General features: G+C 70.1%; 22 protein-coding genes. 14 read left to right on the top strand and 8 right to left on the bottom strand.

All coding sequences use genetic code 11. The features are described 5' to 3' along the window. The first annotated feature begins 284 nt into the window (after positions 1–284). On the top strand, positions 285–1,622 hold the full coding sequence (locus FK268_RS03390) for an MFS transporter (protein ID WP_158636029.1): 1,338 nt from the start codon (positions 285–287) through the stop codon (positions 1,620–1,622). Positions 1,623–1,663: 41 nt separating this feature from the next. Beyond that, the gene (locus tag FK268_RS03385) at positions 1,664–4,024 is read left to right on the top strand and encodes a molybdopterin-dependent oxidoreductase (RefSeq protein WP_158636028.1); all 2,361 of its coding nucleotides are present in this window, start codon (positions 1,664–1,666) and stop codon (positions 4,022–4,024) included. On the opposite strand, the gene FK268_RS03380 is transcribed toward FK268_RS03385, so the two are convergent. After that, positions 4,015–4,602 (bottom strand): hypothetical protein, encoded by a 588-nt coding sequence (locus tag FK268_RS03380; RefSeq protein WP_146431084.1) that lies wholly within the window; start codon positions 4,600–4,602, stop codon positions 4,015–4,017. The genes FK268_RS03385 and FK268_RS03380 overlap by 10 nt on opposite strands. 38 nt (positions 4,603–4,640) lie before the next feature. Here FK268_RS03380 and FK268_RS03375 point away from each other — a divergent pair, with 38 nt between their 5' ends. From FK268_RS03375 to FK268_RS03365, 3 genes are read left to right on the top strand one after another with little or no spacing between them, the layout of a single operon-like run. Beyond that, complete coding sequence (locus tag FK268_RS03375) at positions 4,641–5,081, top strand: nitroreductase/quinone reductase family protein (protein ID WP_146431082.1); 441 nt, start codon at positions 4,641–4,643, stop codon at positions 5,079–5,081. A gap of 36 nt (positions 5,082–5,117) precedes the next feature. Then, a complete protein-coding gene (locus FK268_RS03370) occupies positions 5,118–5,972 on the top strand; it encodes a TIGR02569 family protein (RefSeq protein WP_146431080.1) in 855 nt (284 codons plus the stop codon). Further along, positions 5,960–6,643 (top strand): sirohydrochlorin chelatase, encoded by a 684-nt coding sequence (locus tag FK268_RS03365; protein ID WP_146431078.1) that lies wholly within the window; start codon positions 5,960–5,962, stop codon positions 6,641–6,643. The genes FK268_RS03370 and FK268_RS03365 overlap by 13 nt, the downstream gene beginning before the upstream one ends. On the opposite strand, the gene FK268_RS03360 is transcribed toward FK268_RS03365, so the two are convergent. The 3 genes from FK268_RS03360 to FK268_RS03350 form a co-directional block, all read right to left on the bottom strand. Next, complete coding sequence (locus FK268_RS03360; protein WP_146431077.1) at positions 6,640–7,926, bottom strand: hypothetical protein; 1,287 nt, start codon at positions 7,924–7,926, stop codon at positions 6,640–6,642. The genes FK268_RS03365 and FK268_RS03360 overlap by 4 nt on opposite strands. A gap of 66 nt (positions 7,927–7,992) precedes the next feature. After that, entirely contained in the window at positions 7,993–8,283 is a 291-nt protein-coding gene (locus FK268_RS03355; RefSeq protein ID WP_146431075.1) for an MGMT family protein, read from the bottom strand. Positions 8,284–8,285: 2 nt separating this feature from the next. Then, complete coding sequence (locus tag FK268_RS03350) at positions 8,286–9,047, bottom strand: alpha/beta fold hydrolase (protein ID WP_146431072.1); 762 nt, start codon at positions 9,045–9,047, stop codon at positions 8,286–8,288. Between the two features lie 88 nt (positions 9,048–9,135). Here FK268_RS03350 and FK268_RS03345 point away from each other — a divergent pair, with 88 nt between their 5' ends. Beyond that, positions 9,136–12,444, top strand: a complete 3,309-nt coding sequence (locus FK268_RS03345) for an ATP-dependent helicase (protein WP_146431070.1) — start codon at positions 9,136–9,138, stop codon at positions 12,442–12,444. Continuing rightward, positions 12,437–15,739, top strand: coding sequence for an ATP-dependent DNA helicase (locus FK268_RS03340; protein WP_146431068.1), 3,303 nt, complete (start codon positions 12,437–12,439; stop codon positions 15,737–15,739). Before FK268_RS03345 ends, FK268_RS03340 begins: the two co-directional genes overlap by 8 nt. Here the strand turns inward: FK268_RS03340 and FK268_RS03335 are convergent. Further along, positions 15,736–16,143: a DoxX family protein gene (locus FK268_RS03335; RefSeq protein WP_146431066.1), complete on the bottom strand. Its 408-nt coding sequence runs from the start codon at positions 16,141–16,143 to the stop codon at positions 15,736–15,738. The genes FK268_RS03340 and FK268_RS03335 overlap by 4 nt on opposite strands. 96 nt (positions 16,144–16,239) lie before the next feature. Here FK268_RS03335 and FK268_RS03330 point away from each other — a divergent pair, with 96 nt between their 5' ends. Beyond that, entirely contained in the window at positions 16,240–17,337 is a 1,098-nt protein-coding gene (locus tag FK268_RS03330) for a potassium channel family protein (RefSeq protein ID WP_146431064.1), read from the top strand. Here the strand turns inward: FK268_RS03330 and FK268_RS03325 are convergent. Beyond that, a complete protein-coding gene (locus FK268_RS03325) occupies positions 17,334–18,182 on the bottom strand; it encodes a TIGR03621 family F420-dependent LLM class oxidoreductase (RefSeq protein ID WP_231706892.1) in 849 nt (282 codons plus the stop codon). The genes FK268_RS03330 and FK268_RS03325 overlap by 4 nt on opposite strands. Before the next feature lie 114 nt (positions 18,183–18,296). Further along, a complete protein-coding gene (locus FK268_RS03320) occupies positions 18,297–19,091 on the bottom strand; it encodes a sulfurtransferase (protein ID WP_146431060.1) in 795 nt (264 codons plus the stop codon). Between the two features lie 14 nt (positions 19,092–19,105). On the opposite strand from FK268_RS03320, the gene nudC reads away from it, so the two are divergent. The 3 genes from nudC to FK268_RS03305 all read left to right on the top strand — a co-directional run bounded on the left by nudC (position 19,106) and on the right by FK268_RS03305 (position 20,955). After that, complete coding sequence (nudC, locus tag FK268_RS03315) at positions 19,106–20,011, top strand: NAD(+) diphosphatase (protein WP_146431058.1); 906 nt, start codon at positions 19,106–19,108, stop codon at positions 20,009–20,011. A 2-nt stretch (positions 20,012–20,013) separates the two neighbouring features. Continuing rightward, positions 20,014–20,322, top strand: coding sequence for a hypothetical protein (locus FK268_RS03310; protein WP_146431056.1), 309 nt, complete (start codon positions 20,014–20,016; stop codon positions 20,320–20,322). 75 nt (positions 20,323–20,397) lie between these two features. Then, on the top strand, positions 20,398–20,955 hold the full coding sequence (locus FK268_RS03305) for a hypothetical protein (RefSeq protein ID WP_146431054.1): 558 nt from the start codon (positions 20,398–20,400) through the stop codon (positions 20,953–20,955). 77 nt (positions 20,956–21,032) lie between these two features. On the opposite strand, the gene FK268_RS03300 is transcribed toward FK268_RS03305, so the two are convergent. Beyond that, positions 21,033–21,272, bottom strand: coding sequence for a mycoredoxin (locus FK268_RS03300; RefSeq protein ID WP_146431052.1), 240 nt, complete (start codon positions 21,270–21,272; stop codon positions 21,033–21,035). A 77-nt stretch (positions 21,273–21,349) separates the two neighbouring features. On the opposite strand from FK268_RS03300, the gene FK268_RS03295 reads away from it, so the two are divergent. From FK268_RS03295 to FK268_RS03285, 3 genes are all read left to right on the top strand, one after another. Then, positions 21,350–23,557, top strand: coding sequence for an ATP-dependent DNA helicase UvrD2 (locus FK268_RS03295; RefSeq protein ID WP_269434206.1), 2,208 nt, complete (start codon positions 21,350–21,352; stop codon positions 23,555–23,557). 431 nt (positions 23,558–23,988) lie between these two features. After that, positions 23,989–24,294: a WhiB family transcriptional regulator gene (locus FK268_RS03290; RefSeq protein ID WP_269434205.1), complete on the top strand. Its 306-nt coding sequence runs from the start codon at positions 23,989–23,991 to the stop codon at positions 24,292–24,294. 199 nt (positions 24,295–24,493) lie between these two features. After that, positions 24,494–25,702 carry an acyl-CoA dehydrogenase family protein gene (locus FK268_RS03285; RefSeq protein WP_146431050.1) on the top strand — a complete coding sequence of 403 codons (1,209 nt, stop codon included), beginning with the start codon at positions 24,494–24,496 and terminating at the stop codon, positions 25,700–25,702. Positions 25,703–25,761: the final 59 nt, after the last annotated feature.

Genomic DNA, 25,761 nt, shown 5'->3' with positions numbered 1-25,761 from the left:
GTCCGATTGATTTTCATAACAACTGTTGCGTAAAAAGCGGCCGGCCGCTAACGTGTCCCACGTCACAGTGATGTCGAGGTGAGGGGGGCGACTTCCGATCCTCGACGGGAAGCTGTCCATCACGACCCGCGCCTTCGACGCCGGTCGCCCCTTCCGCTCCTAGTGAAGTGAGTAGCGTCATGTCCGATTCTCTAGCGTCGATGCAATCCGACACTGGCCGTGGTCGCGAGATCCTGGCCCGTATGGACCGACTTCCCGTCGTGCGGTCGCATATCGTGTGGATAGTGTTGATCGCATTCAACATGATGATCGAGTATTACGACAACGGTCTCAATATTCCTCTGGCGACGGAGCTTCCGCGTGATCCGCAGACCGGTGTCGCGCCGGAGGCGGTCGGGAATGTGCTTTCGATCTTCTACGCGGGGATGATCGTGGGGGCGATCGTCGGTGGTCGTCTCGCCGATCGCTACGGCAGGCGTCCGGTTCTGATCTGGGGAACCGTCCTGTATTCGTGTATGTCGTTGATGACCGCCGCGTTGCCGTACTACGAGTACCTGTTGGTCTCACGGTTCGTGACGGGCATCGGTGTGCAGGCGGTGACCTCGGTGTTGGTGACTTACATGGCGGAGCTGTTCCCGGCTGCCAAGCGGGGCAGATTCGTTGCGGTCTCGACCTTCTCCTTCACGGTCACCTCCCCGATCCTGGCTGCGCTGTCGGTGTTCATCCTCCCGGACAACGAACCCGGAGCGTGGCGGATCCTTGCCCTCATCGGTGCTGTCGGCTTGGTGATCGTCCCGGCCGTTCGCATGCTCATGCCCGAATCCCCTCGGTGGTTGATCGCCAACGGCCGGACGGATGAGGCTGAGCGCATCGTCGAGCGCCTGGAGGTGGAAGCGGTCGCAGGAGGTAAGCCCCTCGGTCCGGTCGAGGTCGCCGACGACATGCCTGAGGCGGATCTGACCGTCCGCGGCCTCCTGTCGGACAGGGGCCTGCTCAAGATCGTCGCCGTGGTCGGGTTCGGTTGGTTCGGTGCGACTCTCGGCCTCTACCTGCACCACAACTTCATCGTCACCGTCTTGTACGGGATGCACCTGGCCGAGGGGGCGGACAAGGCCGCCGCGCTCCACAGCTCGTACGTGTCGTACCTGGTGTGGTCCAGCGTGTACGTGGTGACCCCGGTGCTCACCTACATCCTGATCAGTCGCTTCGAGCGGAAGATCGTGATTCTGCTGGGCTCGCTGACCGGAGCGGTCGCGATCTTGGCCACGGCCTTCGGTGGCATCTCGTTGTACAACGTCGGCGCCGCAGTCGGGTTCATCCTCTCCGGTGTGGTCTTCTCCGCGTACTACGCCTACATCCCGGAGGTCGTGCCCACCCGCGCTCGCGGCCTGGGCTCCGGCATCATCTTCGGGATCGGTCGCACCGGTGCCATGGTCACGGGAATCCTGTACACCGCCCTGTATTACCCGTCCCCGAAGGGCGTCTTCGGTTGGGGACGCGAGGGCGCGTTCACCGTTGCCGCAGCCACCTACATCGTCTCCGCGCTCGTCGTCGTCGCGTTCGGACCCAAGACCTCCAACCGCTCGCTCGAAGAGGTCGAGGCGGAGCAGGTGCGAGGGTGACAATGGCTCGGGGACTGTCCGAAGGGCCGAAGGAGGACGATATGGCCACTGAGACCCGCCGCACGACCACGCACTGGGGAACATTCGACTTCACAGTTCGGGACGGACGCGCCCGGTCCACCGCCGCGACCGCCGAGAATCCCGCCGGGCGATCGTTGGCCGAAGGACTGCACGAGACCCTCGATCACCCGCTGCGCATCGTGCGCCCGCACGTCCGCGAGGGATGGCTGCAACGCGGTCCACGATCGGAGGGCAACCGTCGTGGTGGCGAGCCGATGGTCGAGGTCGAGTGGAGTCACGCCTACGAGCTCATCGCCGAAGAACTCGGCCGGGTCCGGAAGGACCACGGCGACGAGGCGATCTTCGGCGGCTCGTACGGCTGGGGCAGTGCGGGGCGCTTCCACCACGCGCAGAGCCAGATCCACCGATTCCTCAATATGGACGGCGGCTACGTCTCGTCGCGCAACAGCTACAGCGTCGGCGCGCAGGAGGTGGTTCTGCCACGTGTCATCGGCGGTCCCGGCATGGGCATGTTCGACTGGAGCCCGCAGTGGTCCGAGATCGCCGCGCACGGCCAACTGTTCCTGGGGTTCGGCGGAGCGCCGTTGAAGAACACTCGCGTGAACCAGGGCGGCATGCTCCGTAGCCGCGCTGCGGAAGCTCAACGGGCCTGTGCCGAGGCCGGCGTGCGGTTCGTCCTGATCAGTCCACTGCGCAGCGATCTGGACCCGGACCTGCGCGCGGAATGGGTTCCGATCAGGCCCGGTACCGACACCGCACTGATGCTGGGCATGGCGCACCACGTGGCACGGAACGGGCTCGAGGACCACGACTTCCTCGAGCGCTGTTGTGCGGGTTACGACCGGTTCCGGGCCTACGTACTCGGCGACGTGGACGGCGTTCCGAAGACGGCCGAGTGGGCCGAGCGGATCACCGGAGTGCCGGCCGCGACCACGCGCGAACTCGCCGATGCCGCCGTGCGTCACCGCACCGTGGTCTCGTTGACCTGGTCGATACAGCGTGCGCAGTACGGCGAGCAACCCTACTGGGCGGGAACGACACTGGCGGCGATGAGCGGCTCGATGGGTCGGCCGGGTGGCGGCTTCGCCGCGGGCCTGAGTATGACCCATGGCCTCGGTCTGTATCGAGGATCGATGGGAGTCGCAAGCCTGCCGCAGGGCCGGAACCCGGTGTCGGCGTACATACCGGTCGCGCGGATCTCCGACATGCTGCTCAACCCCGGTGGCCGCCTTCGGTACGACGGCGAGGTCCTCACCTATCCCGATATCCGACTCGTCTACTGGGCGGGCGGCAACCCCTTTCATCATCAACAGGACATCAACAAGCTTCTGCGAGCATGGAACCGCCCTGAGACCGTCGTCGTGCACGACTCCTGGTGGACGCCCGTCGCGCGGCATGCGGACATCGTCATCCCGGTGGCGACGCCGCTGGAGCGTGACGACATCGCCGGGGGAAGCCGCGACACGACCCTGCTCGCGATGCGGCGCGTCCAGGAACCGCCCGACGGCGTCCCGACGGACTTCCAGGCCTTCGCGGAGGTGGCGCGGCGCAGAGGCTTCGCCGACCGATTCACGGAGGGACTGGACGCGGACGGATGGGTGCGCAGGCTCTTCGCCGAGACCGCCTCGCGTCTCGCCGACCGCGGTGTGGACCTTCCGAGTTACGACGACTTCACGACCTTGCAGGACGGTGTCGAGGTGCCTCTCGTCGGAGGCGACAACGTCTTCGCGAAGCTCCGCGAGGATCCGCAGGCGCACCCGCTCGCCACGCCGTCCGGCCGGATCGAGATCTTCTCCGAGACTGTGGCGGGATTCGGGTACTCGGACTGCCCGGGCCACGCGGCCTGGCAGGAGCCGGACGAGTGGCTCGGTAGCGATTCGGCGCTCGCGGACGAGGGTCTCTTCCATCTCCTCAGCCATCAGCCCCGGGGGCGCCTGCACAGCCAGGTGGATTTCTCCGCCGCGAGCCGGGCGACCAAGATCGGCGGCCGTGAGGTCCTCACGATGCACGTCGACGACGCGCGCAGACTCGGTGTGGCCGCCGGCGACGTGGTCACGGTCAGCAATGAACGCGGCGCCTGTCTCGCCGCGGTGCGGACGACCGACGGCATCCTTCCGAGGGTGGTCGTGATGGCGACGGGCGGCTGGTACGACCCGGAGCGTCCGGGCGAGCCCGGCTCGCTGGATCTGCAGGGCAACCCCAATGTCCTGACGCCCGACATCGGAACGTCACAGCTCGCGCAGGGCAGTTCGGCGCAGACCTGTCTCGTACGGATCGAGCCCCGGCCGGACGCGCCGCCCAGCCGGGCGTACGAGCCACCGCCCATACGTCGTGCATGCGACGGCCTCGACGTGATCGCCGAGGCGCCGGATCAGGCGTGATGATGCTCCGACAGCCAGCCCGCGTAGTCGTTCAGGAGCGCGATCAGCGGCAGGGTGTCGGCCGCGCCGAGCGGCTCACCGCGCAGGGCGGCACGGATGCCCGGAACCCGGGCGGTGATGCGGGAGCGCTCGGAGAGTTCGTGATGGCTCAGGCCGCGTTGCTCGCCGAGGACGATCCGCCGCGGGTGCTCGGCGCGCAGCGACTCCGCGAGCGCGGCGAACTCGTCGCGGTCCAGAGCAGGCAGGTGCACCGAGAAGCTCATGATCGGGCCGGGGTCCGCGTCGTCGCGTTCCGTCGACTCCTCCAGCCAGTCCGCGTACTCCTGGCTCAGATCGTCGAGCGCCTCCTCGTCGTCGAAGGAGAGCCGCCTGCCCTCGATCGCGGCCCGGAGCGCGGAGACCAGCGCTCGGACCGTCTCCGGGTCCGACGACGCGGCGTACCAGCGATGCGCCTCGTGCGGCACGACGATCCGGCCGTGGCGGCTCTGCACGAGGCGGGCGCGGACACCGTCGAACTCGGCGACGGACAGGTCGGGGAACTGGACGGAGACGGTCACGACGGGGCGGGAGTCTGTCACGCCCTCCATTGTCCCGGAGAAGGTTCTAGGGTGGGGGCATGGCCCTCGAAGGTGAATACGCAACCGAGAAGGCCGGCTGGGTCGCGGACCAGCTGGCGAAGATCGACGAGACCGGGACCACGGACTCCGTGGCGGTCGCGGGGATGGCGGTGGTGGTCTTCACCTACCGCGGCCCCAAGTCCGGCAAACTGTACCGCCGCCCGCTGATGCGGGTGGAGCACAACGGGGTGTACGCCGCGTTCGCGTCCAAGGGCGGCGCGCCGGACAACCCCGTCTGGTACTCCGCGCTGCTGTCGAACGACGTGGTCGAGGTCCAGGACGGCACCACCGTGGTGTCCGGGCCCGTGCGCGAGATCCACGGCGCGGAGCGCGAGGAGTGGTGGGCGCGCGGCGTCGCCGCGTACCCGCCCTACGCCGAGTACCAGGAGAAGACGGACCGGCTGATCCCGATCCTCCTGGTCGAACCGGGCCGCGCCTAGCGGCCTCATCGGCCTCGCGCGGGTAGATTTTCTTCTGTGAGCCCCGTCGAGCCCCCCGCGCACGTCCTGTCCACCTTCGGCCTGGACGAGACCGAGCCCATCGCACTCGGTGCGGAGTGGGACGGCGGATGGCGCTGCGGCGAGGTCGTGCTCTCCCTCATCGCGGACCACGCCCGGGCGGCGTGGTCCGCGAAGGTGCGCGAGGACCTCTACGTCGAGGGCATGCGCCTGGCCCGCCCCTTCCGCGCCACCGACGGCCGCTACGTGGTCTCGGGCTGGCGGGCGGACACCTTCATCGCCGGCTCCGCCGAGCCGCGGTTCGACGAGATCATCTCGATGGCGAACCGCCTGCACGAGGTGACGGCCAAGCTGGAGCGGCCGCGGTTCCTCGCGGCTCCTGTCGTCGCGCCGTTCACCGACGTCGACTACTTCGGCTTCGCCGACCGCGCCGCGTGGGAGGACAAGCCGCTCGCGATGGCCCGCAAGCTCGGTGCCCTCGACGAGACCGAGGAGCACCGACGGCGGGCCGTCGAGCTGGTGACCGAGCTCGCGGCCCTGCGGACGCCGGTGGAGTCCGCATCCCAGCTGGTCCACGGCGACCTCGCGAGTTCGGTGCTGTTCGCCGGCGCCGCCGCGCCGGGCATCACCGACTTCACGCCGTACTGGCGCCCCGCGACCTGGGCCGCCGCGGTCGTCGCCGTCGACGGGCTGTCCTGGGGCGGCGCCGATGACGGCCTGCTCATGCGGTGGAGTGACCTGCCGGAATGGCCGCAGATGGTGCTGCGTGCCCTGATCTTCCGCCTGGCCGTGCACGCGGTGCACCCGCGCTCCGAGGCCGAGGCGCTGCCCGGACTCGAGCACATCGTCGAGATCGGCCGGTGGCTGCTCTGAGCGGAGGCCCGGCGGAGCGGCGCATCCTCGTCGCCCACGGCACCCGCTCGGACACCGGCATCGCGACGGTCCGCGCCGTCGCGGACGCCGTCGCCCGGCGGACCGGCCCGGTCGACGTGGCCTTCGTCGACGTGCGGGGGCCGTCACCGTCGGACCTGCTGCGCGGGGACGACCGCCCGACGGTGCTCGTGCCCGCCTTCCTCGCCGCCGGGTACCACGTGCACACCGATGTGCCCCGGCACGTCGCGGCGAGCGGCCACCCCGCGGTGACCGTCACAGCGGCGCTGGGACCGGACCGCGCGCTGGTCGGCGCGCTCATGCGTCGCCTGCGCGAGGCCGGGTGGCTGCCCGGCGACGACGTGGTGCTCGGCGCCACCGGATCATCGGACCCCGCCGCCCGCGCGGACGTCCGGACGATGGCCGGTCATCTCTCCGACGCGGTCGGCCCCCCGGTCCCGGCCGGCTTCCTCGCGGCGGGCACCCCGACGGTGGCCGACGCGCTCGAAGACGTCCGTGCCCCAAGGCGGCGGGTCTTCCTCGCCGCGTACCAGCTGGCCGAGGGGCTGTTCCACACCCGGCTCGCCGAGGCCGGCGCGGACGGGACCGCGGGCCCGCTCGGCACCGCGCCCGAGGTGATCGACCTGCTCGTCGAGCGCTTCGCTCAGAACTAGGCATCGTTCGGCGTGGTTGCTGTTAGCTGCGCGTCAGACTGGTGTGCTGCCACGACTGTGATCCGCTGTAGCCGCAAGCTCTCTCTCACGAAACGCGCGATGTCGGATATTGCAACGTTGGAGGTTCCGACCCAGCCGTTTCTCACCAGTGAAACGAAATCGTCATTGCTGAGCCATCTCTTTAGGTTGTCGTGGGTCACGGCTCTTGCCCCGCGAGGCGTCGCCAACGCGCCTTCCTGATCCAGGATCCGCAAGAGGTTTGATGGGACATACATTCCCCGAGTTAGGTCGGCACCCTTTGATGGCGATGCTAGAGGGTAGGCAAACTTTACGAACGTTGAACCTGGGTACAGGCGGAAGGCTTCGGACGAGTCGGGGATTGCGGTGGTTGCTATTACAGAGTCGAATCGTTTCATTCGGTCGAGCTGGCTTAGGAACCTCTCGTCAACACCTGAGATTCTCGCCGAGTGCTCACTGATGGTCATTCGCTTGTATTGCACTAGGACGAAACTCTGGAAGTCGTGATTAAAATAGATTAAGTCCACTCCGGTTGCAGTTTCGATGCCTGTGGCATTTACGTTGATCACGTCGACCGTGTTGCGTCCATTCGTGAAACGGAAGACATCATGGTCGCGCTGGTCTCCAGTCATTCCGGGGATTGTTCTGAGGTCGTGGTCGATCAAGCTTGGCTCGCTAGGAGAAACCCGGAGCTCTTCGAGGGGGCTAGACCCGGGCAGCGGTGCTGCGGAGATTCTGTCTGGACTCATTCCGCCGAACATCAAGGCAGTCCCAACTGCGTTGGAGTGGTTTTGCGTCACCTCGTTCTGGGTGCGAGTGTCAATCCAATTGGGGGTGGCTCCGACGGGCCATTCGCTCGACTGGGTAAGGTTGCGCAGCTCTGCGCGCAACAACTTGGAAATCCGAGTTCCGAGCTGCGCGCCGCGACGTGCGTTGAGCCTGCTGAAAATCTCCTGCTGGGGGTCGTTGGTCGCTGACTGTAGTTCGGAAATCGGAATGGGCCGTTCTAGGGACTTTATGTTGCTCAGGATCCATGTTGCATCGAGATTTGTTCTGTTACGCGCCGAGTGCAGCCACCCTAGATGTGTGATGAGTGGATGCCTAGTTGGTGTTACTGTGACAATGGCGGCGAGTCGCCCATAGCCGGGGCTAGGGGTTCGACGGTCGACTGCAAAACTGACGTCTGTCAGAGCTGGAAATGACGAAAGATCCAACTCTCCTTCAGCGACTGTTATGAGAAATATGTTCTGTGTGGATCCCGCCATGAGTGGGAGTCTTGCATCTATCAGTGGGGTTCGGGGCCGTCCTTGCGAGAGCGCCGAGCGGTTCGTTCAGACGCGGTAGTCGCGCAGCGGGATCCGGTCGCCGTCGGCGAGCACACCCTCGACTCGCAGCCGGGCGAGCTGCTCCGTCACGATGTGCGCGGCGGGGCGTCCGGTGGCGGGGACGACCCGGTGCCACGGCAGGTCGGAGGCGTCGGTGCGCATCACCCAGCCGACGATCCGCGGCGAACTCAGGCCCACCTCGTCGGCGATGTCGCCGTAAGTGCGCACCCGCCCGGGAGGGATCGCCGCGATCAGCGCCCGCACGGCCTCGACCTGCTCCTCCGTGACCCTGGCCATCGCTACCCGATCAGCCGTCGCGCGTACTCGCCGACCACGGCCGGGATCTCCTGCGCGACCATGTGATCGGACGGGACCGTGACCACCTCGACCCCGTCCGGCATCGCCGCGAGCTGTGCGTCCGTGACGAAGTGCGCGCGCTCGGCGCGCAACAGCACCGTCGGGATCGAGGACGGTGCGCCCACCGCTGGTCGGGCGAGCTCGCCCCACAACGCCGCGATCGCAGCGCAGCTGATGTCCCACTCCCAGCGGCCCGAGTCGCGGCGCACCAGGTGCTCGGCGATCTCGTCGTCGAGCACCGGCTCCGGGACCTGCGCCCATGCCCCGGACCGCTTCTCCTGCTTCGCCTCCTCGGGCGAGGTGAAGTCGAAGAACTCGATGGTCTGCGAGGCGATCGTCCCGCACATCTCGGGATCCAGCTCCTGCGCGGGATCTAGCAGCAGGAGCGCTCGCACCAGATCCGGGCGAGTGGCCGCGAGTCGGCATGCGAGCGCGCCGCCGAGGGAGTGCCCGACCACCGTGACCGGCCCGCCGCCGTGCTGCTCGATCACCTCGACCAGGTCGGCGACGTGCTGTTCGAGGTGCCACGGCGGCGCCCAGGTCGAGCGGGCGTGGCCGCGCAGATCCGGCGCGAGTACGCGCACGCCGGGCAACTCGTCATCGACGAATCGTCGCCAGCGGGCGCCGTGACCGGTGACGCCGTGGATCGCCAGAACGGTGGGTGCGCCGGACGACGCCGGGCCGTACGCGTGCGTGTTGAGCATGCCCCGATCATGCCCTGTGCGGTGCCGTCGCGAGGTTGTCAGTGGGCTGTGATGTGATCGTCGGACATCGGTCGGAGAGGGGGTGCGCGTGAACGCCGGAGCCGGGAGTCGAGGAACCGACGGTGCGGGGAAGCACCGTCGACCGCGGTTGCGCTTGCAGTACACGCCCCCGGAACCACCGCCGGTTCGTGAGTGGGCGGGCCCGATCGCCGCGCTCGCGGCGCCCGCCACCGGTGAACTCCCACTGGACGTGGGCGGCTGGGCGCCGTACCGGATCCGCGGCGGCCCCGGTACCGGGAAGACCTCCGCGCTGGTGGATATCGCAGTCGCGAAGCTCACCGATCCGTTCGTGGAGCCGGAGTCCGTGCTGATCCTCGCCGGGAACAAGCGCGCGGCGGCCGCGCTGCGCCGTGAGCTTTCTGCGCGGGTACTCGCGGGCAGCGAGGGCGTGCACGCCTCCGGCGAGCCGCTGGTGCGCACTGTGCACTCGCTGGCCTTCGCCGTTCTGCGGCTGCAGGCGTCCAGCACCGGGAGCCCGCCGCCGCGGCTGATCACCGGATCCGAGCAGGACGCCGTGGTCCGGGAGCTGCTGCGCGGCAACCTGGAGGACGGCGGGGCGTTCTGGCCGGAGCGCCTGCGTCCCGCGCTCGTCACGAACGGCTTCGCCGGGGCGCTGCGTGATCTCTTCGCCCAGGCCGCGCAGCGCGGGGCCGGCCCCGACGAGATCGAGGAACTCGCGCGCCGGTACAACCGCGGGGAGTGGTTGGCCGCCGCGGAGGCGCTGCGCGAGTACCAGGAGACCACGCTGCTGCGCGGTTCTGTGGGCCTCGCCGGCCCGCAGGCGGTGGCGCCCGCGGTGGACGCGGCGGAGCTCATCGACGCGGCAGTGACGGCGCTGGCCACCGACGACGCCCTGCTCGCTCAGCAGCGGGAGCGCATCCGCTTCCTCCTCGTCGACGACGCGCAGAACCTCGATCCCCTGGCCTCCGCTCTGATCCGGCTCCTCGGCACCGGCACCGAACTCACCGTGATCGCGGGCGATCCCGATCAAGCGGTCAACTCCTTCCGCGGCGCGAGCACGCGCTTCCTGCAGAACCTGGACGTCACGCCGGAGCGGGACGTCCTGCTGGAGCGCAGCTTCCGCTTCGGCGAGGAGATCGCCGGTGCCGTGAACCGCGTCTCCGCGCGCCTGCCCCACCGGTTCGGTGCTGTCGCGCCCGAGCGCCCGCGTCCCGGCGGAGCGTCGGTCCGCCTGTTCTCCACCGCGGCGAAGGAGGCCGATGCGATCGCCGCGATGTTGCGCCGTGAGCACGTCCTCGGCGGCGTGCCCTGGGAGGACATGGCCGTCGTCGTGCGGTCGGTGTCCGCGTCGGTCGCGCCGCTGCGTCGCGCTTTGGCCTACGCCGGCGTCCCGGTCACGGTGCCGGCGGACGACGTACCGCTCGCCCGGCAGCGGGCCGTACACGCGCTGCTCCTCGTGCTGCGCGCCGCCGTCGCACCCGATGGGATCGACCCGGCTGAGGCCGTCGCCCTGCTGTCCGGCCCCGTCGGCGGGGGTGATCCGCTGACGCTGCGCCGGGTGCGTCGCGCGGTGCGGCGCGCCGATCCCGCCGAGGACCGCGGCTCCGCGGAGATCCTCACGGCGGTCCTCACCGGTGCCGCGGAGTTCGCGCCGTACAAGGCCGTGCTCACCGAACTCGAGGCCGAGCCGGTGGAACGCGTGCTCGCCGCCGTGCGGGCGGCGCGTACCGCGGCCGAGCACGGCACCGTCGAGGAGGTCCTCTGGGCGGCGTGGGCCGCCACCGGCCTCGCCGCCCGCTGGGGCGCGCTCGCACTGCGCGGCGGCACACTGGGGGACCAGGCCGACCGCGACCTGGACGCGGTGATGGGGCTGTTCGATTCGGCGGCCGACTTCACCGACACCCTCCCCACCGCCTCCGTGGGCGCCTTCGTCGAATACCTGGAGCAACTGCAGATCCCGCGGTCCGACCGCGCCCGCGGCCGTGGTGGGCAGGCCGCCGTCCCCGGCGTCACGCTGCTGTCGGCGCACAGCACCGTCGGGCGGGAGTGGGAGGTCGTCGCCGTCGCGGGCGTCCAGGAGGGACGCTGGCCCAATCTGCGGCGCCGCGGCGGCCTGCTCGGCACCGATGAGTTGCTCGACGCGCTCGACGGGATGGACCCGTCGGCGCTGCCCACGGTGTCCCGGTCGCTGCCGCTGCTCGCCGAGGAGCGCCGGCTGCTGTTCGTCGCGTGCTCGCGCGCGCGGCGCACGCTGCTCATCACCGCCGTCGACACCGCGGACGGCGACGGCGACCTCGTGCCCTCGCGATTCCTGCAGGGGATCGCACCGTCGGGCGACGAGGACCCGGAGACCTACACACCGGCGGTGGAGAGCGCACCGTCGGCCTCGCTGGATCTGCGGACCCTGGTCGCCGTGCTGCGCACCGCCGTCTGCGATCCCGCGCGTGAGCCGCAGGAACGCGCCCACGCGGCGCGGCAGCTCGCGCGACTCGCGGCCGACCGGGTCCCCGGGGCGCACCCGGACAGTTGGTACGGCATGGCGGGTGCGAGCACCGACGATCCGCTGTGGACGCCCGAGGACGGGCCGGTGGCGCTGTCGCCGTCGAACGTGGAGGCGCTCTCTGCGTGCGCGCTGCGGTGGATGCTCGAGCGCTTCGGCGGCAGCGACGGCGATTCCGCCAAGCAGGCCACCGGCAACCTGGTGCACACCCTGGTGCAGGCCGTCGCGGGACGCATCCCGAAGGACGAGGTGTCCCGCTCGCTCGAGAAGGTGTGGGACCGTGTTGATCTCGAGGCGGACTGGTTCGCGCAGCGGGAGCTGGTGCGCACGGAGGAGATGCTGGAGTCCTTTCGCGCCTGGCTCGCGGGCAGTCGCGGCGAACTCACCGAGGCGGGCGTCGAGATCGGTGTCGACGCGGTGATTCCCGGGGACGTGGGGGCCGGCGGTGAGGAGCCGGACGTGCGGATCCGCGGCCGGATCGACAGACTCGAGCGCGACGCGCTCGGGCGGGCCGTCGTGGTGGACGTGAAGACAGGGCGCACCCTGCCCACGCAGGCGGAGGGACAGGCCCAGGCGCAGCTGCGCACCTACCAGGTCGCGCTCGCCCACGGCGGCATCGACGGGGTGCCGGAGGCTCCCGGCGGCGGCAAGTTGGTGTACGTGGCCAAGGCGCACAACAAGACCGGTGCCACGGTGCGGGAGCAGGACGCGCTAACTCCGGAGGACGTCGACGAGTGGCTCGGCGTGATTCGCGAGGCGGCGCGCCGCACTCGCGGACCGCAGTTCGCCGCCACCCTCAACGCCTCGTGCCAGTACTGCGCGGTGGCGTCCTGCTGTCCCGTCGTCGACAAGGGAAGGGCGGTGACCGATGACTGACGGATTCCCGCACGCCCCGTTGATCTCCGCGGTCGACCTCGCGCACGAACTGGGACAGGCCTTCGCGCCCACCGACGAGCAGCGCGCCGTCATCGAGGCGCCGCTGGGCCCGTGCCTCGTGGTCGCCGGCGCGGGAGCGGGCAAGACGGAGACGATGGCCGGCCGCGTCGTGTGGCTCATCGCCAACCGCTACGTCACCCCGGACCAGGTGCTGGGCCTGACCTTCACCCGCAAGGCAGCGCAGCAGCTGATGATCCGTGTGCGCAAGCGGCTGGCCCGCCTCGCCGGGGCGCCGGTCGTCGACCGGATCGACCCGTCGGGCGAGCTCCGAGCGTCGTTGCGCACCGTCGAGCCCGAGATCAGCACCTACCACGCGTACGCGGGACGCCTGCTCGGCGACTACGGGATGCTCCTGCCCGTGGAGCCCTCGGTGCGCCTGGTGTCCGAGACGGAGCGATGGCAGATCGCGTACGACGTGGTCACCGGTTGGGACGAGGCGCTGGAGCTGGACCGGAACCCGGCGAACCTCACGGAGTGGGTGCTGGGGCTCTCGGGGGCGTTGGCCGATCACCTCGTCACGCCGGATCAGCTGGAGGCCGACGACGACGAGCTCGAGCGGCTCATCGGGCTGCTTCCGCCCGGCCCGCGGCAGCGCGCGGCGCCGAACGCGGCGCTGCTCAAGGCCGCCGAGGTGCAGGAGCAGCGGCGTCGGCTGATCCCACTGGTGCGGGCCGTCGCGGCCGAGATGCGCGCACGCGAAGTGCTCGACTTCGGCAGCCAAATGGGTCTCGCGGCGCAGCTCGCGCTCGCCAATCCCGACGTCGCCGGCTTGGAGCGGGCCCGGTTCGGGGCGGTGCTGCTCGACGAGTACCAGGACACCGGCCACGCCCAGCGCATGTTGCTCGCATCGCTGTTCGGCGGGCCCGCGGGCGCCGCCGCGGTCACGGCGGTGGGCGATCCGATCCAGTCGATCTACGGCTGGCGCGGGGCATCGGCGGCCAACCTGCCGCGCTTCGCCACGGATTTCCCGCAGTCCGACGGCCATCCGGCGCCGCGGCGCGAGCTGCTCACCAGCTGGCGCAACCCGACCAGCGCGCTGAGCCTCGCCAACGCCGTCTCGGAAGATCTGCGCAGCCGCGGCGTCCCCGTCTCGGAGTTGAAGGCGCGGCCCGATGCGCCGCCCGGTGACCTGCGGATCGCCCTGCACTCCACGGTGATCGACGAGCGGGACTGGGTCGCCGACGCGATCGCCGAGCAGTGGCGCGGCCGGATCGACGCGGGGGAGGAGCCGCCCACGGTCGCGGTGCTCGTGCGCCGCAACGCCGACTCCGCGGGGATCGCCGCCGCGCTCGGCGAGCGCGGGGTGCCCGTCGAGGTGGTGGGCCTCGGGGGCCTGCTGCACACGCCCGAGGTGCAGGACGTCGTCGCACTGCTGCGTCTCGCCGTGGAGCCGCTGGCCGGCACCGCGGCGATGCGCCTGCTCACCGGGCCGCGCTGGCAGCTCGGAGCCGCCGACCTGCGGGCGCTGTGGAACCGGGCGCGACGGATCGCGCACACCACCGGTCGCGCCGCGACCGGCGCCGTCGCCACCGCGGATCAGCTCGACGCGGCACTGGACGCGACGCTCCCGTCGGAGAGCCTCGACGCGGCCGGTCTCGGGGACGCGATCGCCGACCCCGGTCCGGAGACGGACTACTCCGCCGCGGGCCTGGCGAAGATCCGCTCCCTCGACCGCGAGGTGCGGCACGTCCGGGAACGACTGGGCCATCCGCTCCCGGAGGTCGTGGCCGAGGCGGAGCGGGTGCTCGGCGTGAGCATCGAGACCCGCATCCGCGCGTCCCGCCAACTCGGCGGCCGCGCGACCGGCCGCGAACACCTCGACGCCTTCGCCGACGTGGTCGTCTCCTACGCCGAGCGCCCGACGGCGACGCTACCGGGGCTCCTGGCCTTCCTCGCGGCGGCGGAGAAGGTGGAGGGCGGCCTGACTCCGGGCGATGTGGAGGTGGCGACCGACCGCGTCCAGGTGCTCACCGTGCACTCGGCGAAGGGCCTCGAGTGGGACGTGGTCGCGGTGCCGCATCTGTCGGAGGGCATCTTCCCGTCGAACCGCGCGCTCCCCACCTGGCTCTCGACGCCGGCCGAGCTGCAGCCGAACCTGCGCGGCGACCTCGCCGAGCCCGGGGAGACCGACGGTGTGCCGCGCCTCGATCTCGACGGGTGCAACAACCGCAAGGACCTCGAGGACGCGCTCGATGCGCACCGCAAGGCCCTCAAGGGCATGAACATGCACGAGGACGAGCGCCTGTTCTACGTCGCCGTCACCCGCACGCAGTCGGTGCTCCTGCTGTCCGGACACTACTGGAGCGAGGACGTGAAGACGCCGAAGGCACCGTCGCGCTTCCTGGTGGCGGCCCGCGACCACGCGCCCGACGCCGTGACCGAGTGGGCCGGCGAGCCGCTCGAGGACACGCCCAATCCGCTCGAGACCGAGCCGGTCCGCCTGCCCTGGCCGCGCGACTTCCTCGGAGCGCATCGCCCGGATGTGGACGCCGGAGCCGAGCTGGTGCTCGCCGAGCTCGCTCGCGGGGCGACCGAGCCGGATCCGGACCAGCCGGATCCGTACGGCTGGGCCGCGGAGGTGACCGCGCTGCTCGCCGAACGCGCCCGGCAGGCACAGGCCGAGCTGGAGGTCGCCGTGCCCCGCGAGGTCTCGGTGAGCCAGTTGGTGGAGCTGCGCCGCAGTCCCGCCACGTTCGCGAGCAGGCTGCGCCGGCCCGTGCCGTTCAAGCCGAATCCGTACGCTCGGCGGGGCACCGCCTTCCACGCGTGGCTCGAGCGTCGCTACGGGGCGTCACGGCTCCTCGACCTCGACGAGCTCCCCGGCGCGGCCGACGGCGACGCCGGGGCCGACGAGAACCTGGCGCTGCTCCAGCGCCGGTTCGAAGAGAGTGAATGGGCCGCGCGCACCCCCGTCGACATCGAGATCCCCTTCGAGATCGCGGCCGCGGGCACTGTCGTGCGCGGTCGTATGGACGCGGTCTTCCGTGATCCGGGCGGCGGGTTCACCGTCGTGGACTGGAAGACGGGTGTACGTCCCACCGAGCCCGCGGACGAGCGGGCCGCCGCCGTCCAGTTGGCCGCCTACCGCCTCGCGTGGGCGCGGCTGCGCGACGTCCCCGTCGACGACGTGCGGGCCGCGTTCTTCTACGTGCGCTCGGGGGAGACGGTCGCACCGTCGGACCTGCTCGACCACGCGGGCCTCGCGAATCTGATCACGAGCGCCGGCGAAGACTAGTCCGCGTCGCCCTTGTCGCGGGCGATCCGCACGGCGGAGACGACCATCGGCAGCTGCAGGGGCAGGCGCGCGTACGCGCCCAGCTTCAGCGGCAGCGGCTTGTCCGACCACTGCTGCGCCATGTGGATGTTCGCGGGGAAAACCGCCACGAACAGCGCCGTCGCGGCGACACCGCCCAAGCGGCGGGTCTTCGGCGCGGCCAGCAGCGCGGCGGTGGTGAGCTCCGCCACGCCCGAGAGCTGCGTGGCGCGGCGGGGCGTGAGACCGAGCGGCAGGTTCGGCGGCACGATCGAGTCGAAGGGCTTCGGCGCGACGAAGTGCAGCGCACCCATTCCGGCGAGGGACAGCGCCATACCGCGCGCGAGCTTGTCGGTTCGACGGGCGGGGCGGTTTGTGGACACCATCTGAAGATTGTGGCAGATTGCTCGTCGGTTCCGCCGGACGTGCTAGACCGGACGGGTAACGACCAGCACTCCTCGCGCCGAATCGTCCAGGTAGGTATGTCCGCACGCACCAAGTTCCGTAGACGGAGCAAGTCCGAACTGACGGACCTCCCCGACCACGCGCTGGTCAGCGTCCTGCGCATCCCCGCGGGTGACTCCACCAACCCGTGGCGGGCGATCGGCGCTCGGGTGCTCGTCGCGCTCGGCGCCCTGTTCCTGGCCGTGCTCATCGTCTACCTCGAGCGCGACGGATACCGCGACTCCGCCATCGAGGCAGGGGTCGACGGCCGGACGCGGATGACCTTCCTCGACTGCCTGTACTACGCCACGGTGTCGCTGTCGACCACCGGATACGGCGACATCACCCCGATCACCCAATCCGCGCGCCTGATCAACGTCCTGCTGATCACCCCGCTCCGGATCCTCTTCCTCATCGTCTTGGTCGGTACCACGCTCCAGGTCCTCACGGAGCGTTCCCGCCAGGCGTTCAAGATCCAACGTTGGAGGGCTGCTGTGCACAACCACACCATCGTCGTGGGCTACGGCACCAAGGGTCGTACCGCGGTGAGCGCGATGATCAACGACGGCATCGAGCCGAGCAAGATCGTCGTCGTCGACACCGATCAGGCCGCGCTCGAGGTCGCCGAGATCGACGGACTGGTGACGGTCCGCGGCGACGCGACGAAGGCCGACGTGCTGCGGCTCGCCGGCGCCCCGCGCGCCGCGTCGATCATCATCGGCGCCAACCGTGACGACGCCGCGGTGATGGTCACGCTCACGGCGCGGGAGCTCGCCCCACGCGCGAAGATCGTCGCGTCGATCCGCGAGTCCGAGAACACCCACCTGCTGCGCCAGTCCGGCGCCGACTCCGTGGTCGTCTCCTCGGAGACCGCCGGCCGCCTCCTCGGCATGGCGACCACCACCCCGTCGGTGGTGGAGATGATCGAGGACCTGCTCTCACCCGGTGACGGCTTCAACATCGCCGAACGCGAGGTCACCCGCGTCGAGGTCGGGCGCTCGCCGCGGCACCTGCCGAACATCGTGCTGGGCGTGGTCCGCAAGGGCAACCTGTACCGCGTCGACTCGCCCGCTGTGTCCGTCGTCGAAGCCGGCGACCGGCTGCTGTTCGTCCGCAACGCGGACACGAAGGTCTAATCCTTCAGAAGCTCGATGATCGGGGCAAGCGCGTCCATGTTGTTGTCGAGCACCGTGATGTAGTTGATCCCGTAGGCGTCTCGCCGCCGACGCAGTTGCTCGGCCATGTCCTGCTCTGTGCCGGTCAATAGGCTGATGTAGTCGTCGGGGCGATCCACCTCACGGCCGAGATGTGGTCTGACCTGCGCGAGAGCATCCGTATCGCGGGGACCGATCAGGGCCTGGACCAGGATGTTCAGGTCTACGGCGTCGGCCCGCTCACTGAGGCTGTGGTGCAGTCGCGCGATCCGTGCCGCTGCATCCGCCTCGGTCGCGAGGGTCAGGTGACCGCTGTTCGAGGTCGCGGCGCTGGTCAGCGCGACGATGTCGGCGTGCTCGGCGGCGACCTCGAGCATGCGGTCGCCCCATCCTGCGATCAGCAGAGGTGGCCCGCCCGCCTGAACCGGGCGGGGGCGGTAGGCATCGGCGGCGAAACAGCGTCGGAGGGTCGAGGCGGTATCCCGCACCTGGTCGACGCGTCGGCGCGCGGTGGGGAAAGTGATGCCGGCCTCGGCGAACTCGGCTTCGACGTAGCCAGCGCCGAGCCCCAGCTCGAGCCGGCCGTCGGTCAGGAGATCGACGGTGGCGACGTCGCGGGCCAGGAGGACAGGGTTGTAGAACGGCGTGTTCAAGACGAAGGTGTTCAGTCGAGGGCGCTCGGTGACCTCCGCAGCCAGGATCACTGCGGGAAACGGCGACAGCATGCCGAGGTGATCGGGAACGCCGATTACGTCGAAGCCGAGCGATTCAGCCCGACGGCACTTGTCGACCCACGACCGCCGCGAGCCGGTGGGCCGGATGTTCACACCGAAACGAAATCGCCTGACCATGAGCCCATATCACCACGAACGGCCTTGCTTCGCGAGGAAGAGCGCACGGAACGAGGTGCGGACAGGAGAGGCGCGCCGTGCGGCCGGCGCTCAGTCGCCCGTCGCCGCCGGACGGTCGGTCGCAGCGTATTGCGACCAGCTCCCGGGATAGAGGCGGCCGCCGGCGAATCCGGCGTTCTCTGCGGTGAGCAGGTCGTGGCACGCGGTGACCCCGGAGCCGCAGTAGGCGATGAAGTCCTCGCCGGGCCGCAGGCCCGCCTTCTCGAACCGGGCGCGGAGGGCGGGGCGGGGGAGCAGCGCACCGTCGACCACGTTCTCCCGGCAGGGCACGCTGACGGCACCCGGGATGTGACCCGCACGCGGGTCGACGGTCTCGTTCTCGCCGCGGAACCGGTCGGCGGGTCGCGCGTCGATGACGGACACGGTTCCGGCGCAGGCCTCGTCGATGGAGGCCAGACGGTCCGCCGGCCACGGCCGCGGCGTGAAGGTCGCGGGAGCGGGTACGACCGTGGCGGTGTCGTCGAGCGGGCCGAGTGGACCGTCGAGCAGCGCCGCCGATTCGCCGAGCGCCCGCAGCAACCAGACCAGGCGCGCGGCCATGACGCCGCCCGCGTCGTCGTAGGCGACGACCGTCGCGCCGTCGCCGATGCCGGCGGCCGAGAGCCCGGCGGCGAAGGCCTCCGGCGTCGGCAGCGGGTGGCGGCCCTCGGCGGGGGAGGCGGGCGAGGCGAGGTATCCGTCGAGGTCGACGTAGACGGCGCCGGGGAGGTGCCCCGCAGCGTAGGCCTCGCGAGTGGACCGGCCGTCGAGGTAGCAGCGGGCGTCGGCGAGGATCACGCCGGGATTGGCCCGCACCCAGGCGGCGTCCACGAACGGTTCGATCATGCGGTCAGCCTACGATGATGAGCGTGGCGAAGCTCAGTCTGACCGTGCCCCCGCTCCTCTCGCGCTATCACGTCGACCGCGCCGACGAACTGCGCGCCGACGACGCCGCGCTCGACGCGGCGTGGGCGACCGCGAAGGTGCTGCGCATCGACCCGCGCGGCCGGTTCGACCTCGACGGCACCGACCTGGTCTTCGCCCGCGGACACGAGGTCGCCCCCTCGCGGCCGGCGGATGCGGTGCTGCTCGGGCGGGTCGACGGGGCGATCGTCTTCGCGCTGCGTGTCGAGAAGTTCGACGGCGCCGACCTGCGGATGCGCGGCCACCTCCTCTCCCCGGTCGACTCCGCGCTGCTCGGCCAGGCCCTCGGCATCCTCAACTGGCACGCCTCCGCCGCGTTCTCGCCGGTCGACGGCGCACCGACGGTTCCCGGAAAAGCGGGCTGGGTCCGCCTCACCGCCGACGGTCGCGAGGAGTTCCCCCGCACCGACGGCGCGATGATCACCCTCGTGCACGACGGTGGCGATCACGTACTGCTGGGGCGTCAGCATCAGTGGCCCGAGCGACTGTTCTCCCTGTTCGCGGGGTTCGTGGAGCCGGGCGAATCGCTGGAGCAGTGCGTCGCGCGGGAGCTGCGCGAGGAGGCGGGCATCGAGGTCGACGAGATCACCTACGTCGCCAGCCAGCCCTGGCCCTTCCCGCGGTCGCTGATGCTGGGTTTCACCGCTCGCGCGTCCCGGGATGCGGTGCTGGACTTCCGCGACGGTGAGATCGCCGAGGCCCGGTGGTTCAGCCGCACGCAGGTCCGCGACGCCTTGGCCGCAGGGGACTGGAGCTCCGACGCCCCCGACGCGCCGCTGCTGCTGCCCAACTCCATCTCCATCGCCCGCGCGATCACCCAGGCCTGGGCAGGAGTGGACTAGGGGTGCCCGCGCGCGTCGCCGTCGAGTTCACCGCGCACTGGATCAATCGGTGGTTCGTGCGGACGGTGTACCGGCCGTGGGTCAGGATCGACGACGATGCGCCGGTACCCGCGTCCTGGCGCGTGGCGACCGACATCCCCGTCGCGCCGGGGGAGCACACCGTCACGACCCTGCTCCGCTGGCGGATGTTCCCCGGCGCCGGGCCTGTCTCCGTGCGCTCGGTGAGAGTGTCCGTCTCCGGCACTGTCGTGGTCCGAGTGTCCAATGGTGCGCTGAACAGCGACCCGTTCATCCCTCGGGTGGTGGAGTAGCGGCTCGATTCCTCCACCCGGATCTCCACCCGCGGGTCGAGGGCTTCCGGTCGTTCGCCTCGTAGTTTTCCTGTCATGAGCTACGTACGAGGATTCCTCCCCTGGATCGTCCTGGCGGCCGCATCGTCGACCGTCGGCTGGCAGTGGGGCGCCGTGTCCGCCCTGGCGGTCACCGTCGGGCTGCTGGTGCAGGACCGGCGCGCCCGGCGAGCGGTCGGCGCGCTCGAACTCGGCGGGGCCGTCTTCTTCATCGCCCTCGCGATGCTCGCCTTCGCCGCGCCGCACTCGCCGTTCGAGGCCTACGACGGTGCGCTCTCGTCGGCGTGGCTCGCGGTGATCGCCGGGATCGGGCTCGCGACGGGCCGCCCGTTCACGATGGCCATCGCGCGTCGGTCGGTCGATGAGGAGACCGCGCAGCATCCGATGTTCCTGCACGTCAACATGGTCATCACGGGGGTGTGGGCGGCTTCCTTCGCGGGCACGGCCCTGCTGGGCGCGGCCTGCGTCGCGATGAGCGAGCCGGAGCCGGTGCGGATCGCGGTACAGGCCCTGGGGTTCGCGTTGCCGGCGGTGTTCACCCGGGCCTACGTCGCGCGGATCGACGAGCGACGGGCGCTGCTCGCGGCGGCCTGAGCCGGGAACGAGAAAGTCCGGTCATCCGCTCCATCGATCCTGGGGACGGGTGACCGGACGATTCCGGGGCGGACGGATCAGACGCCGAGCTTGCGCTTGACGTCGGCGAGCGACGGATTGGTCGCGGTGGTGCCGTCCTCGTACTTCACGGTGGGCACCGTCTGGTTGCCGCCGTTGACGCCCTCCACGAACTGCGCGGCGGCCGGGTCCTCCTCGATGTTGATCTCGGTCCAGGAGATCCCGTTGGCCTTGAGACCCGTCTTGAGGCGGTTGCAGTATCCGCACCACGTGGTGGTGTACATCGTCAGCTGGCTCATGCCATGACTCAACCACGCCGCGCCCGGACTTCTTCCCCCACCCGGACCTGTCGGACCCGGCTGGAATACTCGACGGTGTGATCGAAGCACTGGACCCGGAGCAGCAGGAGGCGGTTCTCGCGCCGCGCGGACCGGTGTGCGTGCTGGCGGGCGCGGGCACGGGCAAGACCCGCACCATCACGCACCGCATCGCACACCAGGTGTCGACGGGGCACGTCGCCGCAGGTCAGGTGCTCGCCGTCACGTTCACCTCGCGCGCGGCGGGGGAGATGCGGGCGCGGCTGCGCGGGCTGGGCATCGGCGGCGGCGACGGTCAGCCGGGCGTGCAGGCCGTCACCTTCCACGCCGCCGCGATGCGGCAACTGCGCTACTTCTGGCCCCGCGCGATCGGCGACACCCGCTGGGAGCTGCTCGACAACAAGTTCCCGATCATCGGTCGTGCGGCCCGTGACTGCGACCTGCGTCCGGAGACCGACACGATCCGCGACCTGCTCAGCGAGATCGACTGGGCGAAAGCCTCGCTGGTTACGCCGGAAACGTATGCGAAGGCCGTCGAGGACGCGGGGCGCACCGCCCCGATGGCGCCCGGAACCGTCGCCGACGTCTACGCGGCGTACGAGCGGCGCAAGACCGACCAGGACGGCAACCGCCTGCTCGACTTCGACGACCTGATCCTGGTCACGGCGGCGATCCTCGAGGACAACCACGTGGTGGCCGAGGAGTTCCGCGACCGGTACCGCAGCTTCGTGGTCGACGAGTACCAGGACGTCACGCCGCTGCAGCAGCAGTTGCTCAACGCCTGGCTCGGGGACCGGGACGACCTCACGGTGGTGGGCGATGCGAACCAGACCATCTACTCCTTCACCGGAGCCACCCCGAACTACCTCCTCGACTTCACACGCCGATTCGAGGACGCCACGATCGTCCGGCTGCAGCGCGACTACCGCTCCACGCCGCAGGTCGTGGCGCTCGCCAACAAGGTGATCGGCGCGGCGCAGGGCCGGGTCGCCGGCACCCGCCTGGAACTCATCGGCCAGCGACCGGACGGGCCCGCCCCGATCTACGCCGAGGTCGACGACGAGCCGGCGGAGGCGAAGCTCGTCGCCAAGCGGATCCGTGAGCTGCTGGCCCGCGGCGTCCCCGCCAGCGAGATCGCCATCCTCTACCGGATCAACGCGCAATCGGCCGTACACGAAGCCGCGCTCACCGAGGCCGGCATCCCGTACCAGGTGCGCGGCGGCAGCGCCTTCTTCGAGCGACCCGAGATCGGTCAGGCCGTCCGCGCGCTGATGGACCGCGCAGGGCAGTTCGGCGGCGTCGCCGGCGACGAGCTGTTGTCCCTGGTCAAGGGCGCGCTGGAGCCGCTGGGCTTCACCGCCGAGGCGCCCGACGGTGCCCGCGCCCTCGAGCGTTGGCAGGCGCTGGGCGCGTTGGTCGAGCTCACCGCGGATCTCGCGAAGGAGCGGCCCGGCCTCACCCTGGCCGAGCTGATCGCCGAGCTGCGCGCCCGCGCCGAGGCCAAGCACCCGCCCACCATGCAGGGCGTGACGCTGTCGTCGCTGCACGCGGCGAAGGGCCTGGAGTGGGACGCGGTCTTCCTCGTCGGCCTCACCGAGGGCTCCGTGCCGATCTCGCAGGCCATCGCCAAGGGCGATCCGGAGCCGATCGAGGAGGAGCGGCGACTGCTGTACGTGGGCGTCACCCGCGCCCGGGAGCACCTGCACCTGTCCTGGGCGCTCGCCCGCAACGAGGGCGGCCGTAAGACCCGCAAGCGCACGCGGTTCCTCGACGTCGTCGCCGGCCAGGCCGACGCCGGGCGGCCCCGGCAGCCCGAAAGCGGGCCCAGCAAGGGGAAACGGCGCAGCTCCGACATCTGCCGCGTCTGCGGAGGCATTCTCGATACCCGCGAGGAGAAGCTGCGCTCGCGCTGCGAGGACTGCCCGTCGGACCTGAACGACGATCTCGTCGAGGCGCTCAAGATCTGGCGCACCGGCCAGGCGCGCGACCAGCAGGTCCCGCCGTACACGATCTTCTCCAACGCCACCCTGTTCGCGATCGCCGAGCACCTGCCGCGCACCCGCGCCCAGCTGGTGCGGATCAACGGCATCGGTTCCACGAAGATCGACAAGTACGGCGATGAGGTACTCGCTCTTGTGGCCGAGCACGCTCGACCGTATAACCGCAGGTCAAAAATAACTTGTGCGAATAGTTTCATCCGCATACTGTGGTTCTCGACCGCACGGGAAGACGCGCGAGGCACTGCCTCGCCGCCGGAACGTGATTGACCAGCGCGCGAAAGGAGGCAAACGAAATGAACAACGCAATCATCAACGCAAGCAAGCAGTTCACCGCAGCAGAGGGTGGAGTGTTCGCAGCCGTAGCGGTTCGTATCGAGGCCTCCCACGCCCTGCCCGGCATGTCGCCCCGCTTGTGGCGACTGCGCCAGGAGCCGGCAACGCCCGCCGTCGATCACGAACCGCTGACGCGCCCCGTGTGTTCCATGCGACGAGGTTAGGTCTCACGACCCTCCTCTTCACATTCACCACGGGACCCGCCGCCGCGCGGAACCCGTGGATTCGCGGTCTCTCGTCCCCCACGCACCGTCGGGGATCGAGGACCGCCACACGGTTCGCGCACTCACCACAGAACATCCCGTGCGCCTGACCGGGCGCCGCTACCGAGGCCACCTGAACAACAGGTGGAAAGGTGACCAGAAGTGCCGACCATCATGGACGAACGCCCCGTGGACGGGAACGTCCGGAGCATCGATTCCGTCAGTATCAACATCGAGAGCCGCGTGCCCTGCCGCGCAGGCGATCCCGACCTGTGGTTCGCCGAGGCCCCGTCGGACCTCGAGCGGGCCAAGAACCTCTGCGAGACCTGCCCGCTGCAGCGCGCCTGCCTGGCCGCCGCGCTCGAGCGCGGCGAGCCCTGGGGCGTGTGGGGTGGCCAGATCTTCGAGCAGGGCGTCGTGATCGCGCGCAAGCGCCCTCGCGGCCGGCCGCGTAAGAATGCGGCCTGAGCGCAGTGAGCCCCGATCCTTGAAGGATCGGGGCTCACTCGTTTCCGGGGCGGCTGCATGATCGCGCCCCGTCGGCTCCCGTGCGCTGTGACCGGTGACTCGAAGGGGGCCGTCCGGTTGTTCGCGATTCCATTGCTGCGGCGTGGTGACGCGGCGCACAGTTGAGGTGGATCGAATCGGCTCGATGAGAGGACGCCCCATGACGGACCGGACCACGGAGGAGCTGGCGGAGGGCATCGCCCGCTCCCGCGACACCGACTACCTGGACATGGAGGCGCTGCTCTCCGCCGAGGAGAAGGACCTGCTGATCAAGGTCCGTAAGTTCGGCGACAAGGAGCTCCTGCCGATCGTGAACGACTACTGGGAGCGCGGTGAGTTCCCCTTCGAAATCCTGCCGAAGCTGCGCGAGCTGAAGATCGTGGGCGACACCATGACCGGCTACGGCATCACGCCGATGACCGCCGTCGGCCAGGGACTGGTCTCCTACGAGCTCGGTCGCATCGACGGCAGCATCGCGACCTTCCTCGGCGTGCACGTCGGCCTGGCGATGCAGTCGATCTACATCCTCGGATCCGAGGAACAGCGGCAGCGGTGGCTGCCCGCGATGGCGAACCTGGACAAGATCGGCGCCTTCGCGCTCACCGAACCCGATCACGGCTCCGACTCGGTCGCGCTGGAGGCCACCGCCACGCGCGACGGGAGCGACTGGATCCTCAACGGGCTCAAGCGCTGGCCGGGCAACGCGACGTGGTGCGACGTGATCGTCGTCTTCGCGCGTGACACCGACGACGGCAAGGTCAAGGCCTTCGTCGTGGAGAAGGACGACCCCGGCTACAGCGCGACCAAGATCGGCGGCAAGGTCTCGCTGCGCATGGTGCAGAACGCCGACATCGTGCTCGACGAGGTGCGGCTCCCCGACGACCGCCGCCTCGTGAACTGCAACGGCTTCCCCGACGTCTCCAAGGTCCTCATGGGCACCCGCAACGCGGTCGCGTGGTCGTCGACGGGGCACGCGGTGGCCGCCTACGAGATCGCGCTGACCTACGCGCAGCGGCGGACGCAGTTCGGCAAGCCCATCGCGGCCACGCAGAGCGTTCAGAGCAAGCTCGTCGAGATGCTCGGCGATGTGACCGCGATGCAGCTGTACTGCATCCGCCTCGGTCGCCTGCTCGACGAGGGCGCGGTCACCGACACCATGGCGGCGCTCGCCAAGTACTACTGCAGTGTCAAGGCCCGTCACGTCTGCCGGATGGCGCGCGACGTGTTGGGCGGCAACGGGATCACCCTCGACTTCCACGTGATGCGCCACCTCTGTGACATGGAGGCCCTCGTGACCTACGAGGGCACCGCGGAGATCCAGTCGCTGCTCGTGGGGCGTGAGGTCACGGGCAAGAGCGCCTTCGTCTGACCGCTGTCGCGGAATCCCGCGAACACCGCGGCACATCGTGATACACCTCACAGTGCGAT

This window comes from Tsukamurella sputi (assembly GCF_007858445.1).
Classification (GTDB): Bacteria; Actinomycetota; Actinomycetes; order Mycobacteriales; family Mycobacteriaceae; genus Tsukamurella; species Tsukamurella sputi.
The sequence above is the reverse complement of the archived record's forward strand: the minus strand, read 5'-3'. Positions and strand labels throughout refer to the sequence as shown.